Below are 13,830 nucleotides of genomic sequence, written 5' to 3'. Positions count from 1 at the left end.
TCAGGAGCCACCATGACCGATGCGCCAGACGACCCTGAATTCGACCTGCCCGAAGACGAAGAAGAATCCGTACCCGATCTGACACCCGAGGCGCGTCGGCGCGAGGCGCGTCGGCGAATCAAGCTTGGCCTTCCTGCCAGCGTCAAGCGTGAGGTCGGGCCAGGGACCCGCTTCTTCGAGGTCGGCAAGCGCGTGGTGGTGGGCACCTTTGCCGATGGCTTCATCCATGCCGGCAACCTCGCCTATCTGGCGATGCTGGCAATCTTCCCGTTCTTTATTTCCGGAGCCGCGCTGTTCACCCTGATCGGCGAGGAAAGCGAGCAGACCGCCACCATCGTTGCCGTGCTTTCGGCGTTCCCGCCGATGGTTAGCGAGGTGATCGGCCCGGTCGCTCGCAACGTGATCGAGCAGCGCAGCGGTTGGCTGCTGTGGGTGGGCGGACTGTTCGGCCTGTGGACCGTGGGAGGGCTGATCGAGACCCTGCGCGACATGCTGCGCCGCGCCTTCGGCACCAAGGCCGAAAAGGCGATGTGGAAGCGCCGGCTCGCTTCGACCGGCATCATCATCGGCGCGGTGGTGCTGCTGATGCTGAGTCTGCTGGCCAACGTCCTGATCGGGGCCGCGATGCAGGTCATCGAGGCCTATTTCCCGCAACTGCGGGAAGTGCTCGGCAGCCTCGCCTGGTCGCGCATCGTGCCCGCCTTCGGCCTGTTCGGCTCGCTCTATGCGCTGTTCTACTCGCTGACACCGGCGCGATATCGCAAACGCGAGTACAAGAAATGGCCGGGCGTGGTATTGGTGACCGTATGGTGGATTTTGGTCACACTTGCGCTGCCGCCGCTGCTCGGCATGGTGTTTTCCTACGACGCCACCTATGGCTCGCTGGCCGGTGTGATGATCGTGCTTTTCTTTTTCTGGCTCATCGGCCTAGGATTGGTGATGGGCGCGGAATTGAATGCTGCCCTGGTGGAAAGCCCGGAAGAGCAGGACAGCATCGGTCAGCAGGATAACGCGCTATAGCAGCGCAGGCTAAACTTACGGAGAATCCCGAGGGATGAACGGTTTGATGGAAGGCAAGAAAGGCCTCATCATGGGGCTGGCGAACGACAAATCGCTGGCCTGGGGTATCGCAAAGAAGCTGGCCGAGCATGGAGCGGACCTGGCCTTTTCCTACCAGGGCGAAGTGCTCAAGAAGCGAGTCGAGCCGCTGGCGGCGCAGGTCGGCAGCGATTTCCTCGTCGAATGCGACGTGTCGGACATGGAGGCGATGGATGCCACCTTCGCGACCATTGAAGAGCGCTGGGGCAAGCTCGACTTCCTCGTCCACGCCATCGGCTTTTCGGACAAGAACGAGCTGCGCGGCAAATATGTCGATACCAGCCTCGACAACTTCCTGATGACGATGAACATCTCGGTCTATTCGCTGGTTGCCGCCGCCAAGCGCGCGCGACCGCTGATGAAAGACGGGGGCTCGATCGTCACGCTGACCTACTATGGCGCCGAAAAGGTCGTCCCGCATTACAACGTCATGGGCGTGGCCAAGGCGGCGCTGGAAACCAGCGTGCAGTATCTCGCCAACGACATGGGGCCGGAAGGTATCCGCGTGAACGCGATCAGCGCCGGGCCGATCAAGACGCTGGCCGCCAGCGGGATCGGCGACTTCCGCTATATCCTGAAGTGGAACGAGCTGAATTCGCCGCTGCGCCGCAATGTCACGATCGAGGATGTCGGCGGCGCGGGCCTCTATTTCCTGTCCGACCTTTCCTCGGGCGTGACCGGTGAGACGCACCATGTCGATGCGGGTTATCACGTCGTCGGCATGAAACAGGAAGACGCGCCAGACATTTCGCTGGCCTAAGAAGTTTGTTCTCTATACGTTCCGACCTGAGGCAAATCAGGAGGGCCGTTATGATGACAGGTGGATGCCGCTGCGGAGCAGTGCGTTACGAGGCTGACGGCGAGGCACCGCGCCACTCGCTATGCCATTGTCGTGATTGCCAGATGACGCATGGCGCGCCGCTGGTCGGCTGGATTGGCCTGGAGGCTGATAAGCTCCGTTTCACGGGCGCAGAGCCGGTGCGCTACAACGGCGCCAGCGGATCGACGCGCAGCTTTTGCGGCACCTGCGGCACGCCCGTCGCCTTCGTGAACGAGGAGTTTATGCCGGGGATTGTCGACGTCCCCTCGGTCACGCTCGACGATCCCGACGCTATCGCTCCGCAGGTTCAGGTGCAAGTAGTCGAGCGGCGGGCGTGGATGGCGCACCTTGCCGATGTGCCCGAGTTCGCGCGCTTTTCTGAAAGCTAAGCCCGGTTACTCACCCGGCGGCGGGGGGACTGCGCCGGGATCGACCACCCGCGGCAGCGCTTCTGAATCGTCCTCGTCAGGCAGGGGTGCATCACGCTCGGCCTCCAGCCGCTCCATATAGGCACGCTCGAGCTGCTCGACGCGTTCCTGCGTGGCGGCGGCTTCACCGTCGATTTCCGAAAGGCGCTCCTGCCGGGCCTCGTTGATCAGCTGGCTGAAGCGCAGGTCGCTGCCCGCCTCGCGTTCGCGGTAGGCGGCTTCGATCATGTCGACCGTACAGCCCAGATCGCCGCCGGCACCTGCAGGCGAGCACGACATCGGGCCGAACTTGCCCACCGTTTCGAGGCTTTGTGCGCGCTGCGTCCAGGCCTCGTTCTCGGGTGAATTGCTCTCGCGCAGATTGCGCGGGATGCGATAGCGCTCGCTCTCGGGATAGCGCGCGCAGACGGTGATGGTGTCGCCATCCGATTGCGGGCAGGCATCGTCACCATAAATGTTGACCATGTTGACCCGTTCGCCAGCATCGTCCTGCGCCGAGGCGGTGGCAGGCACGAGGGCGATCGTGGCGGAAATGGCGGCAAGGGCAAGCAGTCGGGTCATGGCGTTCCTCTGGGTCGGCCCTCTGAATCGGTGGGGGCAAGGCCGGAAATAATACTATTCGTATGATCTATTGAACGCGCGATGAAGCGCCATTGATCCAAGACAACGATCAGACGCGCTCGGCAAGTTTGATCGCCACCCGGCAGCCGAGCCGGATCGCGCCCGACAGCAGCGGATAGGCCGGCGCCTGCTCGGCACCCGAGGCCAGCGCGGTATCACGATGTTCACGTTCCTCCTCGCGGAACTGCTCGACCAGCCCGGCAAGTTCAGGATCATCGCCATCCGCCTCCAGCTCGTCGAGCTGGGCTGTATAGTGGCGGTCGATCTCTTCCTCGACCGCGGCGGTGCAGGCCATGGCCGCCTCCGGCCCGATCAGCGCCGTGCCCGCGCCCAGCGCAAAGCCAGCAATGGACCAGAACGGCTGCAGCGCAGTGGGGCGCACGCCCCGTTCGGCCATCAATGCATCGAACTTGGCGCGGTGGACCTTCTCCTGCTCGGCCATGTGGCGGATTTGCGCGGCATGCGGCCCGCGTTCTCCAACCACGGCCAGCTGGCCTGCGTAAATCCGCGTGGCGCCGAATTCACCTGCCTGATCGACCCTGATCATTGCGCTACGGTCTTTCATCAGATGCGCTCCTTCGCCAGCAACAGTGTCCAGATAGCAGCCGCACTACCAAGCGAGAACAGCGCATTCCAGCCCGCCAGCGAGATGCCAAGCAGTTCCCACTGCGCAACGTCGCAGCGGATGATCGGCGCGTTGAGCACGGCTTCAAGAGCATTTCCCGTGCCACTTACGGTGGTGGAACAACCGGTGATGCCTTCCCACCAGCCATATTCGACCCCGGCATGAAACACGCCAATCGCGCCCGAGACCGCTATCGCCAGCGCCGCCAACCCGGTCCAGACTCGCTTGGGCGGCACGGCAAAGGCGAGCAGCGCCAGCACCACTGCGACAAAATGCGGGTAGCGCTGCCACCAGCACATCTCGCAAGGATAGAGGCCAAAGCCATATTCCGACAGGTAAGCCCCGCCCAGCAAGGCCAGCGGCACGATCAGCGCCAGCAGGCGCGCGTTGCGGTCGGACAGCGACAGGTCAGCCATCGCTCAGCCCCTAGCGATCGCGCACCGCAATCGCGGTGCCGCCGGTGCGGCGCAGCGTGCGCAGGGCATAGTCGAGCTGGAAGTCTTCGATGCCCTGCTCTTCCAACTGCTCAGCGGTGAGCTGGAAGCGCGGATCGTCGAGCCGGTCGCGTTCGAGCGCCTCATCCTCGGCCGCCACTTCGCCGACGAGATGCCCGCGAAGGTCGCTCTCGCGCAGGGCCAGGCGCTGGCGGCGTTCAGCATCGGGGTCGCTCAGCTGCGGCACGCGGATATCGGGAGCGATCCCGCCTTCCTGCACCGAGCGGCCCGAGGGCGTGTAATAGCGCGCGGTGGTGAGCTTCAGTGCACTATCGCGCGTGAGCGGGAGCAGCGTCTGCACGCTGCCCTTGCCGAAGGAACGCTCGCCCATGATCAGCGCGCGGTGGTGATCCTGCAGCGCACCGGCCACGATCTCGGAGGCTGAGGCCGATCCTTCGTCGATCAGCACGATCATCGGCAGGCCCGCCGCCGCATCGCCTGGGAAGGCGCTTTCCGCGTCGTAATAAATCGTGTCACGCCGGCTGCGTCCGCGCTGCGAGACGATCTGGCCACTGGTAAGGAACAGGTCCGACAGGGTCACCGCCTCATCAAGCGACCCGCCCGGATTGCGACGAAGGTCCAACACCAGCCCAGTCAGCCGCCCGGTTGCCTCGTTCTGCAACGACATAAGCGCCTGAGCGACGTCCTTGCCGACTTCGGCGGAGAACTCGTTGACTGAGATGTAGCCGATATTGCCGCTCTTCAGTTCGGAAGTGACCGGCTCCAGCTCGATCAGGCCGCGCGTCACCGACACCTCGAAGCTTGTGTCGCGACCGGGGCGCACGACGGTCAGCTCGATCGGACTGCCCGCCGGCCCGCGCATCTGCGAAACCGCGTCATTGATATCGAGACCGTAGATCAGCTTGCCATCAATGTGGGTAATATAGTCGCCCGCCTTGATCCCGGCGCTCTCGGCCGGGCTGCCCTTGAACGGTGAGACCACCTTCACCACGCCCTCTTCCATCTGCACCGAGATGCCGAGGCCCTGATAGTTGCCGTCGATCATGGTTTCGAGCCGGTCGAGCGCGGTGCCATCGAGATAGGCCGAATGCGGATCGAGCGCGGCCAGCATGCCGTCAATCGCGCCGCGGATCAGCACATCGTCTTCCACCGGATCGACATAGCTCGCCTTGATGCGCTGATAGGTCGCGAAGAGCTTCGCGAACTCGGGCGAGGCGCGGCTCTCGACCTGTGCGAAACCGGCAGTCGTCGCCGGCACGAGCGCAACGGCTGTGCACAGGGCGGCGGCGCGGAAGGCACGGGCGACGGGGAAGCGAAATGTCATGCGGCGGTTGTCCTGCTCTGGTCCCAGCGCGCTTGTATCGCAGGTGCCGGGTTAACGCCAGATGAGGCGCGTCGTGCGGCAGACAAGGCCGCCAGGCCTCACTCGGCCAGGCGCAGCGGATTGACCGGCTCGCCCGCCTTGCGCAGTTCGAGCGTTATCGTCGGGCGACCGGGCCCCGCCACGCCCAGCGGCGCGCCCGCCGCGACCTGGTCGCCCACCTTGGCATCGGCGCGCGCCAGCCCGGTTACAAGGCTGGTCCAGCCGCCAGCGTGTTCGACTATGACGATCTGGCCATAGCCGCGATAGGCTCCGGCAAAGGCGATCCGTCCGGCGCCGGGGGCCACCACCTGCGCCCCGGCAATCGGGGCAAGGGTGAGTCCGGTGCTGGTCCTGGCCCCATCGCTCGCGCCGAAACCGGTGACGAGCCTGCCAGTAACGGGCAGGATATAGGGCGAGGGGCCATCAGGCTGCGCCGGGCCAGCCGCATCCGCATTGGCGGAGCCGAACAGCTCGACCCCCGCCGCCCCCGGTTCGCGCGGACGGGGCGGACGCAGGACCGGGCCGGACAAGGCCGCCAGTTCACTGCGCAGCGTGGCCGCACGGTCCAGCTCGTCGACCAGCCCATCGAGATCGCGCGCCTGTTCGGCCAGCGCCAGCGCGCGATCGGCCTCGCGATTCGCCGTGCTGCCCGCCGCGCGCGCCGCGAGCCGCTGGCTGGTTTCGAGCTCGGCCAGCTCCTTGCGCCGTGCCGCCAGTTCGGTTTCTTCGGTCGAAAGCACGTTTGCGGCGGCAAGCTGTTCGCGCCGCAACTCGCGCCCCCGCGCGATCCGGTCGCGCAGACCCTGCGTGCGTTCGCGCACCTGTGGCACGGCATCGTGCATCAGTGCGCGCAGGTACACGACCTCCTTCACCGAACCGGGCCGCAGCACCGCCAGCGCAACGGGGCGACGCGTGAACTTCTGCAAGGCAGCGGTGAGGCGGACCACGGGGCGCTGCTGGCGGCCGATATCCTCGCGCAGATCGAGCTGCTCGCGGTCGATCATGGCAATGCGCGCATTGGCGGCGGCGATCCCGGCCTCCGCCTGCTGGATTTGCGCGGCCACGGCGGCGGCCTCGGCGGCATAGCGCTTGGCGGCGTCCTCGGCCTCGCTGGCCTGCTTCTCGAACTGCGCGCTGCGGGCCTCGGCGGCGCGGCGTTCGGCCAAGGCCTGCGCGAGCGCGGCGCGGGTCTCGTCGGCATTGTCGAACATGACCGGGGCCTGCGCCAAGGCAGCGGCGGCGAACAGGCCAGCGGCGATGAGAAGCAGGATGAGGCGGTCCATGGCCCTATCCTGCCCGATGATAGGGATGCCCGGCAAGGATCGCGGTGGCGCGGAACAGTTGCTCCATCACCATCGCGCGCACCAGCAGGTGCGGCCATGTCGCCTTGCCGAACGAGATCAGCAGGTCGGCCGCGTGACGTTCCTCGGGCGAATGGCCATCGGCAGCACCGATCACGAAACGGCACTCGCGCATGCCGCCATCGCGCCATTGTTCGAGCTGGCAAGCAAGCTCTTCGGACGAGAGGTTCTTACCCTTCTCGTCGAGCAGCACGGTGCGCATGGGGGTGAGCGGTTCAAGAATGCGGCCGCCGGTCTCGGGCAGTTCGGTGAGTTTGAGCGGCCAGGTAATGCGCTTCTCATAGCGCGCGACCAGCTCGGCCTCGGGCGACCGGGCGATCTTTCCGCGCGCGATGACATGGAGGAGCATGGGCGCTTACTCGCCGATGGAGAATATCAGAGCAAGCTTCACGGTGTAGGCATTGTCGACAGGTTCATCACATCGCCTACAACTGCCTTGAACAGGAAAGCACAGGAATGCCAAGTCGAAGAAGCGCTGCTCGCACGCTCCGCACCTCACTGTAGCAAAAGCGTAGGCAGTGCAGAGAATACCAACGCCGATGATCACAAACAGCGCGAAAAAAGACCAGTACGAAAACCGTCGCTGCCAAATGCGAAAGGGGCGCAAGAAGAATGCCGCCTAAGGCCAAGGCCGCAAACGCGACGAGCGGCAACCAGAGCCCCATGATATTCGCCAAGCGATATCGCGCCCGTGCCGACATCATTACCCCCTGCTAGCTAACGCCGCTGCCAATCGGTCCCGCAGGGACCGCAAGGGCGACCGCCCGCTCGCAGCGGCCCCGGAACGAAGTGCAGGGAACAGCCGCGAGAACGCTCGCCCAGATGGGCGAGCGCAAAGAAAACTAAGCGTTGCCGACCGCGCTCTTCTTCTCACCCTCGTCGCCGAAGCCCCACATCCTCTCGAGGTTGTAGAAGCTGCGCACTTCGGGGCGGAACAGGTGGACCACCACGTCGCCCGCGTCGATCAGCACCCAGTCCGCAGCCGGGAGGCCTTCGATCCGGGGGCTCGGCTCGCCCGATTTCTTCAGCTCCTCGGCCAGCTTCTGCGCCATGGCGGCGACCTGCCGGGTCGAACGGCCCGAAGCGATCACCATGTGATCGGCCACCGAGCTCTTGCCCTCGAGCGGGATCGAGACGATTTCCTGCGCCTGATCGTCGTCAAGCTGCTGGAGGATCATGGCGTGGAGCGATCCGGGGACCGCTTCGATTTCTGAGAGTTGGTCAGTCATTGCAAATATGGTTGCTGCTCTGGTGCTGGTGCCGATGTCGCCGCTGCGCGGATGCGCCGGTGTGCTCGCTTCGGTCATCACGAAAGGTCAGGCTCCTCATAGGGAAATGCTCATGGGCAATAGCGAGGCCCGGCGGCTCACGCACCCGGCTCCCTATGGCGATCATGAATGAGAGAATGCGTCACTTCGTCGCGTGGCGGTGCGCCGGAAAAACCGTCCGCCCAGTGCGGATCCTGTTCGCGCAGCCTGGTGGCCGAGCGCGGATCGGGATCGAAACGCAATTCTATCAGAGCGGGTGCGCTCCATTCGCCCCGGTTGCGAAAGCGGGCTGCAGATAACCGGTAACGCCGCAGCCAGGCCATTGCAGGACTTGCAAGGGCACCAGTATCATAGCCGGGGCGGGCAATCACGGCAATGGGCATTTCCCGCGCGATGGCGCGCCAGTTCTTCCAGAGGTGAAACTGGGCCAGATTGTCCGATCCCATCAACCACACAAACCGGCGGCGGGGGAACCTCCGGATGAGTGCGCGCAAGGTATCGACGGTGTAGCGCGTGCCCAGTTCGCGTTCGATCGCGGTGACCTTGATCGGGGCGTTGCGACTCTGCTGTCGCGCCGAGCGAACGCGCGTGCCGAGCGGAGCCATGCCCACGCGCGGCTTCAAAGGGTTACCGGGCGAAACCAGCCACCAGACCTCATCCAGCTCTAACGCATCGAGCGTAAACAGCGAAATTCGCCGATGGCCGGCATGGGCCGGGTTGAAGCTCCCACCGAGCAGCCCGGTCAGCGGACCATCGCGACCTCTTCGCTGGCCCTGTTTTCGCTGACTCTGTTTCAGCAAGACGTACCCCGGCGCGGGGTGACGCGGAAGCCGTGGCGGTGGTTCTGCGCCTTGATCGCCCAGCCCGGATAGTCGTCGTCAGGCGCACCGATAGCCGCAAGCTGCTCCAGCTCGCCCGCCGTCAGCTCGATATCGCTCGCCGCGAGATTCTGCGCCAGCTGGTCGGCCTTGCGCGCGCCCATGATCACGCTCGACACGACCTCCTGGTGCAGCAGCCATGCCAGCGCCACCGCTGCCACCGAGACATCGCGCTCAGCCGCCATGGGGCGCATCGCTTCCACCGCTTGCGCGGCAAGGCCGATGTCGGCGCGCGGAAAATCGAGCGTCTTGCGGCGACCCTCGCCTTTCACCGCGCCATTCTTACCGAAGTCGTATTTGCCCGAGAGCAGCCCGCCGATCAGCGGACTCCAGACGAGCAGGCCCAGCCCCTCCGAGCGCATCATCGGCACGATCTCGCGCTCCAGCTCGCGCCCGGAGACGGCATAGAACGCCTGATTCGACACGAATTTGTCCCACCCGCGCCGCTCGGCAATGCCCAGCGCCTTGGCGATTTGCCAGGCCGCCCAGTTGGACACGCCGACATAGCGCGCCCGGCCCGAACGCACGATGTCCTCCAGCGCGCGCAGGCCTTCCTCCATATTGGCGTTCGGATCCCAGCCGTGGATCTGGTAGAGATCGACATGGTCGAGCCCGAGGCGCTCAAGGCTGGCGTCGATCTGGCCAAGCAGGTGATAGCGGCTGTAGCCGCCATCGTTCGGCCCCTCGCCCATCGGCCCCATGCCCTTGGTCGCGATCACGATCTGATCGCGGGCAATGCCGAGGTCGCGCAAAGCCTTCCCCGTGAATTGCTCGCTTTGCCCGCCCGAGTAGACATTGGCGGTGTCGATGAAGTTCACGCCCGCATCGAGCGCCTGCTTCACGAGCGCGGTCGAGCCCGCCTGATCGAGGTCGTGCTGGAAGAAGCCGCCCGGCTTGTTGCCGAAGGTCATCGCGCCAAGGCAAAGTTCGGAGACGACCATTCCGGTCGTCCCCAGTCGATTGTAACGCATTCGGCCTCTCCCCTATGCGACGCGGCCTAGGGGCGTGCTTGCCCCGTGCCGTGGACCTGCCACTTGTAGGTGGTCAGCCCCTCGAGCGCCACCGGACCACGTGCGTGCAGGCGACCGGTCGCGATGCCGATTTCCGCACCGAGACCGAATTCGCCGCCGTCGGCAAACTGGCTCGAAGCGTTGTGCATCACGATGGCGCTGTCGGCTTCGGCGAGGAAGCGCGCCGCGGCGGCTTCATCGGCGGTCACAATCGCCTCGGTGTGACCCGAGGAATGGCTCGCGATATGTTCGAGCGCGGCATCGAGCCCATCGACCACGGCCACCGACAGCACGGCATCGAGGTATTCGGTGTCCCAGTCCTCGTCGGAAGCAACGCCGATCCGCGAATCGAGCGATCGCGCCCGCGAATCGCCGCGCAGTTCACATCCGGCATCGAGCAATTCGGCCACGACCTCTTGCGAGGCAGGGAAGTTGGCATCGAGCAGCAGCGTCTCCATCGCGCCGCAGATGCCCGTGCGGCGCATCTTCGCGTTCAGCGCCAACTTCTTCGCCATCTCGGGATCCGCGGCGGAATGGATGTAGGTGTGGCAAATGCCGTCGAGATGCGCGAGCACCGGCACGCGGGCATCGTTCTGCACCCGCTCGACCAGGCTCTTGCCGCCACGCGGCACGATCATGTCGACCAGACCCGCAGCCTTGAGCATCGCGCCAACGGCGGCCCGGTCCTGCGTCGGCATCAACTGGATCGCCTCGGCGGGCACGCCCTTGCTGGCAACGCCTTCGGTGAAGGCAGCGTGCAGCGCGCGGTTCGAATTGACCGCCTCGCTCCCGCCGCGCAGCAGCGCCGCATTGCCCGAGCGCAGGCATAGCGCGGCAGCATCGGCGGTGACGTTGGGGCGGCTCTCGTAGATGATCCCGATCAGGCCGATCGGAATACGGCGGCGCACCAGTTCGAGCCCGGAAGGCGCAGTGCTGCGGTCGATCTCCTGGCCAACCGGATCGGGCAGGCTCGCCACGTTCTCGATCGCGGCGGCAATGGCGTCGAGCCTGTCCTCGTCAAGCATCAGCCGGTCAAGCATGGCCGGGGCGAGACCGTTGGCCTTGCCCGCTTCGAGGTCTTTCGTGTTGGCAGCAAGAATTTCCGGCGCAGCCTTGCGGATGGCAGCCGCCGCCGCGCGCAGCGCGTCAGCCTTCTCGGCATCGCTCATCAGCGCCAGTACGCGCTGCGCCTTGCGTCCGGCGCGCGCGAGCGAATGCACGATCTGCTCGCAATCGGCGGGGGTTTCCTGGCCGGAATCGGCCGTTCGGGTCTTCAGTTCTGTGTCCATGAATATAGGCCTATCATTGGCTTGATGACTTGTCAGGGGGCGAATCGGTCACCCACCAAATGACGAAAAGTTCCCGCGTTCGTGAATATTTTTCGCTGAACGGCACGACTCGTCCCAGAGTCCCTTCGGTTCGCCCCGTAGTTTGCCCCAAGACGGTCGACCTCGGAACTGCTTGCGCTATCGCCCCTGTCGACAGGGGTAACGCTACAAGCGGGGTCGGCATTGGTTTTTCCTAAGGTTGCAACGCGCTTGGAGCGCATTCGATCCTGGTTTCCGGAGCGCGAGTTCTTCATGCGCTCGCAAGGACAGATTAGGTTCATCAAGATCAGCTCGCGCCTGCAGATGGGGGTTGCTGCGGTCGTGCTCACGGGGAGCCTGTTCTGGCTTGGCTCGCTTGGGGCGATGGCTATCGCGCAATACCAGTCGAGCACCGAGATGGCCTCGCTGCTTGATCGGGAGGCCACCGTGGCCAAGTCGGAGGACCGGCTTGACGCCTATCGCGACGATCTCGACGCTACCATGGCCGACCTTGCGAAACGGCAGGACGTGCTGGACCAGCTGGCCTCCGATCTGCCCGAAGACCTGCTGACCAAGAGCGCCGACGACACCGTGAGCGATTCGAGCGAGGAAGCCGCGCGCCTGATCAGTCTGGTGGGCGAGAGCTTTCCCGAGGCCGTTGGCCTCGCGCAGCTCGAAGCGCGCCAGCTCGCCTTCGTCGAACGCCTGACCCGCTTTGCCGACCGGCGCTCGCGCCGCGCCGAGGAGGCGCTGCGGACGCTCGGCCTCGATCCCGCCGCTATCCTGGCGCAGGATCGGGTGGCGACTGGTGGCCCGCTTGAACTGGTATCGACCGAGAGCGACGGTTCGCTTGATCCGCGCTTCGAGCGGCTCGGCCTCAGCATCGCCCGCATGAGCGCGCTCGAACGCGGGCTCGACGGTGTGCCGCAGGTGATGCCCGCAGCGGCAGGTTCGATCAGCTCGGGCTTCGGACTGCGACGCGATCCGTTCAAGGGTAGTGCCGCGATGCATTCGGGCCTCGATTTCCGCGCGCCCTATGGCTCGCCGATCCACGCCGCCGCCGAGGGCGAAGTGACCTTCGTGGGCTTCAAGGGCGGATATGGGCGCACGGTCGAGGTGAGCCATGGCTCGGGCATGGTGACCCGCTATGCGCATATGTCGCGCTCAGCCGCGCAGGTTGGCCAGAAGGTCGATGCCGGCGCGGTGATCGGCGCCATCGGCAGTTCGGGCCGCTCGACCGGCCCGCACCTGCATTTCGAAGTACGCATCAACGGCCGCGCGGTGAACCCGCGCCCGTTCCTGGAGACGGCCCCGCATGTTCTTGAAGAAGCAAGATCCAGCCATTCCCTCATCGCCGGGGAACCCGACGGAGCGACGGCGGGTGGCTAATTCCAGCACCTTCTCGGTCTTCGGGCCGGACGTTACCATCCATGGCAATGTCGAGGCCTCGGTCGACCTGCATGTCGATGGCAGCGTGATCGGCGATATCGCCTGTGCCTCGCTGGTGCAGGGCGAAGACAGCCGGATCGAAGGCGAGGTCAAGGCGCAGAGCGCGCGGCTTGCGGGGACGGTGGAAGGCCGCATCGACGCGGTCGAGCTGATTATCCTGAAGACCGCACGCATTCTGGGCGATGTCAGCTACGAAACCCTGACCATCGAGCAGGGCGCGCAGGTAAACGGTCGGTTCGCTCCGCAGGGCGCCAATCTCGCCGCTGGCAAGGCGCAGGCCGAGGTGGCCCCGCTGCCGGGCGCAGACGGCGAACAGATGCGGCTGGCCAACTAGCTTTCACGAACACCAGGCTGGAGAGGAGAAAGGGGCGGACCGCGAGGCCGCCCCTTTCCGTATAATCCGTCCGTTGTAGGAGCGCGTCGATCAGCCCTGGCTGGATGCGCCTTCGTCGGCCTCGGCGGCGCGCTTGGCTTCTAGCCATGCTTCGGCTTCAGCTTCCTGCGCGGCTTGGGAAGCGGCCTTGGCGGCTTCGGCGCGCTCGCGGCGCAGTTCCTCGATCAGCTTTTCCTTGTCGTCGCGCTGGTCGACCACAGGCGCTTCGACTTCCTCGCCCTCGGTAACGGGGATGTTCTTCGCCGCCTTGGCCACGGCGGCATCCAGCTCACGCTGCGAGCACAGGCCAAGCGTCACCGGATCCTTCGGCTGGATGTTGGCGATGTTCCAGTGGCTGCGATCACGGATCGCGTTGATCGTGTTGCGCGTGGTGCCGATCAGCTTGCCGATCTGCGCGTCCGAAATTTCCGGGTGGCTGCGGATAATCCAGGCGATGCCATCGGGTTTGTCCTGTCGCTTGGACACCGGCGTATAGCGCGGGCCCTTGGTGCGGCTGACGTCGACCGGAGCCTTCTGCATCTTCAGCGAATAGTCTGGGTCGGCCTGGCCGCGTTCGATCTCGGCGTGGGTCAGCTCGCCCGAGTGGACCGGGTCACGCCCGGTGTACTTCGAGCTGGCGAGGTCGTCGGCCATGGCCTGAACCTCGAGAATGTGCAGCCCGCAGAACTCAGCGATCTGGCTGAAGCTCAGCGAGGTGTTATCGACCAGCCAGCTGGCGGTCGCATGCGGCATCAGGGGAGTCGGCTGGGCCAC

General features: G+C 65.3%; 16 protein-coding genes. 5 read left to right on the top strand and 11 right to left on the bottom strand.

The features are described 5' to 3' along the window. Positions 1-12: 12 nt before the first annotated feature. From ABDJ38_RS09705 to ABDJ38_RS09695, 3 genes are read left to right on the top strand one after another with little or no spacing between them, the layout of a single operon-like run. A complete protein-coding gene (locus ABDJ38_RS09705; RefSeq protein ID WP_346784900.1) occupies positions 13-1,020 on the top strand; it encodes a YihY/virulence factor BrkB family protein in 1,008 nt (335 codons plus the stop codon). A 34-nt stretch (positions 1,021-1,054) separates the two neighbouring features. Continuing rightward, a complete protein-coding gene (gene fabI, locus ABDJ38_RS09700) occupies positions 1,055-1,858 on the top strand; it encodes an enoyl-ACP reductase FabI (RefSeq protein WP_346784899.1) in 804 nt (267 codons plus the stop codon). Positions 1,859-1,908: 50 nt separating this feature from the next. Continuing rightward, positions 1,909-2,307, top strand: a complete 399-nt coding sequence (locus ABDJ38_RS09695; RefSeq protein WP_346784898.1) for a GFA family protein — start codon at positions 1,909-1,911, stop codon at positions 2,305-2,307. A gap of 6 nt (positions 2,308-2,313) precedes the next feature. On the opposite strand, the gene ABDJ38_RS09690 is transcribed toward ABDJ38_RS09695, so the two are convergent. The 10 genes from ABDJ38_RS09690 to ABDJ38_RS09645 all read right to left on the bottom strand — a co-directional run bounded on the left by ABDJ38_RS09690 (position 2,314) and on the right by ABDJ38_RS09645 (position 11,216). Then, positions 2,314-2,907: a hypothetical protein gene (locus tag ABDJ38_RS09690; protein ID WP_346784897.1), complete on the bottom strand. Its 594-nt coding sequence runs from the start codon at positions 2,905-2,907 to the stop codon at positions 2,314-2,316. Between the two features lie 109 nt (positions 2,908-3,016). Further along, positions 3,017-3,532 (bottom strand): demethoxyubiquinone hydroxylase family protein, encoded by a 516-nt coding sequence (locus ABDJ38_RS09685; protein WP_346784896.1) that lies wholly within the window; start codon positions 3,530-3,532, stop codon positions 3,017-3,019. Beyond that, complete coding sequence (locus tag ABDJ38_RS09680; RefSeq protein WP_346784895.1) at positions 3,532-4,008, bottom strand: disulfide bond formation protein B; 477 nt, start codon at positions 4,006-4,008, stop codon at positions 3,532-3,534. Before ABDJ38_RS09680 ends, ABDJ38_RS09685 begins: the two co-directional genes overlap by 1 nt. Before the next feature lie 10 nt (positions 4,009-4,018). Beyond that, complete coding sequence (locus ABDJ38_RS09675) at positions 4,019-5,371, bottom strand: S41 family peptidase (protein WP_346784894.1); 1,353 nt, start codon at positions 5,369-5,371, stop codon at positions 4,019-4,021. A gap of 98 nt (positions 5,372-5,469) precedes the next feature. After that, complete coding sequence (locus tag ABDJ38_RS09670; RefSeq protein ID WP_346784893.1) at positions 5,470-6,693, bottom strand: murein hydrolase activator EnvC family protein; 1,224 nt, start codon at positions 6,691-6,693, stop codon at positions 5,470-5,472. Between the two features lie 4 nt (positions 6,694-6,697). Next, positions 6,698-7,120 (bottom strand): 23S rRNA (pseudouridine(1915)-N(3))-methyltransferase RlmH, encoded by a 423-nt coding sequence (locus ABDJ38_RS09665; RefSeq protein WP_346784892.1) that lies wholly within the window; start codon positions 7,118-7,120, stop codon positions 6,698-6,700. Between the two features lie 493 nt (positions 7,121-7,613). Then, a complete protein-coding gene (gene rsfS, locus ABDJ38_RS09660; protein WP_346784891.1) occupies positions 7,614-8,000 on the bottom strand; it encodes a ribosome silencing factor in 387 nt (128 codons plus the stop codon). 137 nt (positions 8,001-8,137) lie between these two features. Then, complete coding sequence (locus ABDJ38_RS09655) at positions 8,138-8,839, bottom strand: nicotinate-nucleotide adenylyltransferase (protein WP_346784890.1); 702 nt, start codon at positions 8,837-8,839, stop codon at positions 8,138-8,140. Next, a complete protein-coding gene (locus tag ABDJ38_RS09650) occupies positions 8,833-9,888 on the bottom strand; it encodes an aldo/keto reductase (protein WP_346784889.1) in 1,056 nt (351 codons plus the stop codon). Before ABDJ38_RS09650 ends, ABDJ38_RS09655 begins: the two co-directional genes overlap by 7 nt. A 26-nt stretch (positions 9,889-9,914) precedes the next feature. Further along, the gene (locus tag ABDJ38_RS09645; protein ID WP_346784888.1) at positions 9,915-11,216 is read right to left on the bottom strand and encodes a glutamate-5-semialdehyde dehydrogenase; all 1,302 of its coding nucleotides are present in this window, start codon (positions 11,214-11,216) and stop codon (positions 9,915-9,917) included. A 291-nt stretch (positions 11,217-11,507) separates the two neighbouring features. Here ABDJ38_RS09645 and ABDJ38_RS09640 point away from each other — a divergent pair, with 291 nt between their 5' ends. Further along, complete coding sequence (locus ABDJ38_RS09640; RefSeq protein ID WP_346784887.1) at positions 11,508-12,623, top strand: M23 family metallopeptidase; 1,116 nt, start codon at positions 11,508-11,510, stop codon at positions 12,621-12,623. After that, a complete protein-coding gene (locus ABDJ38_RS09635) occupies positions 12,616-13,017 on the top strand; it encodes a bactofilin family protein (RefSeq protein ID WP_346784886.1) in 402 nt (133 codons plus the stop codon). The genes ABDJ38_RS09640 and ABDJ38_RS09635 overlap by 8 nt, the downstream gene beginning before the upstream one ends. Before the next feature lie 90 nt (positions 13,018-13,107). Here the strand turns inward: ABDJ38_RS09635 and ABDJ38_RS09630 are convergent, their stop codons facing one another. After that, positions 13,108-13,830, bottom strand: coding sequence for a DUF1013 domain-containing protein (locus ABDJ38_RS09630; RefSeq protein ID WP_346784885.1), 723 nt, complete (start codon positions 13,828-13,830; stop codon positions 13,108-13,110).

This window comes from Aurantiacibacter flavus (assembly GCF_039710615.1).
Lineage (GTDB): Bacteria > Pseudomonadota > Alphaproteobacteria > Sphingomonadales > Sphingomonadaceae > Alteraurantiacibacter > Alteraurantiacibacter flavus.
Note: the sequence above shows the minus strand (reverse complement) of the source record. Positions and strands in the feature narration are given on the sequence as shown.

Coding starts and splice junctions, on each gene's coding strand:
- ABDJ38_RS09680 (WP_346784895.1), bottom strand. CDS start 4,008: ATGGCTGACCTGTCGCTGTCCGACCGCAACGCGCGCCTGCTGGCGCTG.
- ABDJ38_RS09705 (WP_346784900.1), top strand. CDS start 13: ATGACCGATGCGCCAGACGACCCTGAATTCGACCTGCCCGAAGACGAA.
- rsfS (WP_346784891.1), bottom strand. CDS start 8,000: ATGACTGACCAACTCTCAGAAATCGAAGCGGTCCCCGGATCGCTCCAC.
- ABDJ38_RS09650 (WP_346784889.1), bottom strand. CDS start 9,888: ATGCGTTACAATCGACTGGGGACGACCGGAATGGTCGTCTCCGAACTT.
- ABDJ38_RS09695 (WP_346784898.1), top strand. CDS start 1,909: ATGATGACAGGTGGATGCCGCTGCGGAGCAGTGCGTTACGAGGCTGAC.
- ABDJ38_RS09685 (WP_346784896.1), bottom strand. CDS start 3,532: ATGAAAGACCGTAGCGCAATGATCAGGGTCGATCAGGCAGGTGAATTC.
- ABDJ38_RS09690 (WP_346784897.1), bottom strand. CDS start 2,907: ATGACCCGACTGCTTGCCCTTGCCGCCATTTCCGCCACGATCGCCCTC.
- ABDJ38_RS09640 (WP_346784887.1), top strand. CDS start 11,508: ATGCGCTCGCAAGGACAGATTAGGTTCATCAAGATCAGCTCGCGCCTG.
- ABDJ38_RS09675 (WP_346784894.1), bottom strand. CDS start 5,371: ATGACATTTCGCTTCCCCGTCGCCCGTGCCTTCCGCGCCGCCGCCCTG.
- ABDJ38_RS09645 (WP_346784888.1), bottom strand. CDS start 11,216: ATGGACACAGAACTGAAGACCCGAACGGCCGATTCCGGCCAGGAAACC.
- ABDJ38_RS09670 (WP_346784893.1), bottom strand. CDS start 6,693: ATGGACCGCCTCATCCTGCTTCTCATCGCCGCTGGCCTGTTCGCCGCC.
- fabI (WP_346784899.1), top strand. CDS start 1,055: ATGAACGGTTTGATGGAAGGCAAGAAAGGCCTCATCATGGGGCTGGCG.
- ABDJ38_RS09665 (WP_346784892.1), bottom strand. CDS start 7,120: ATGCTCCTCCATGTCATCGCGCGCGGAAAGATCGCCCGGTCGCCCGAG.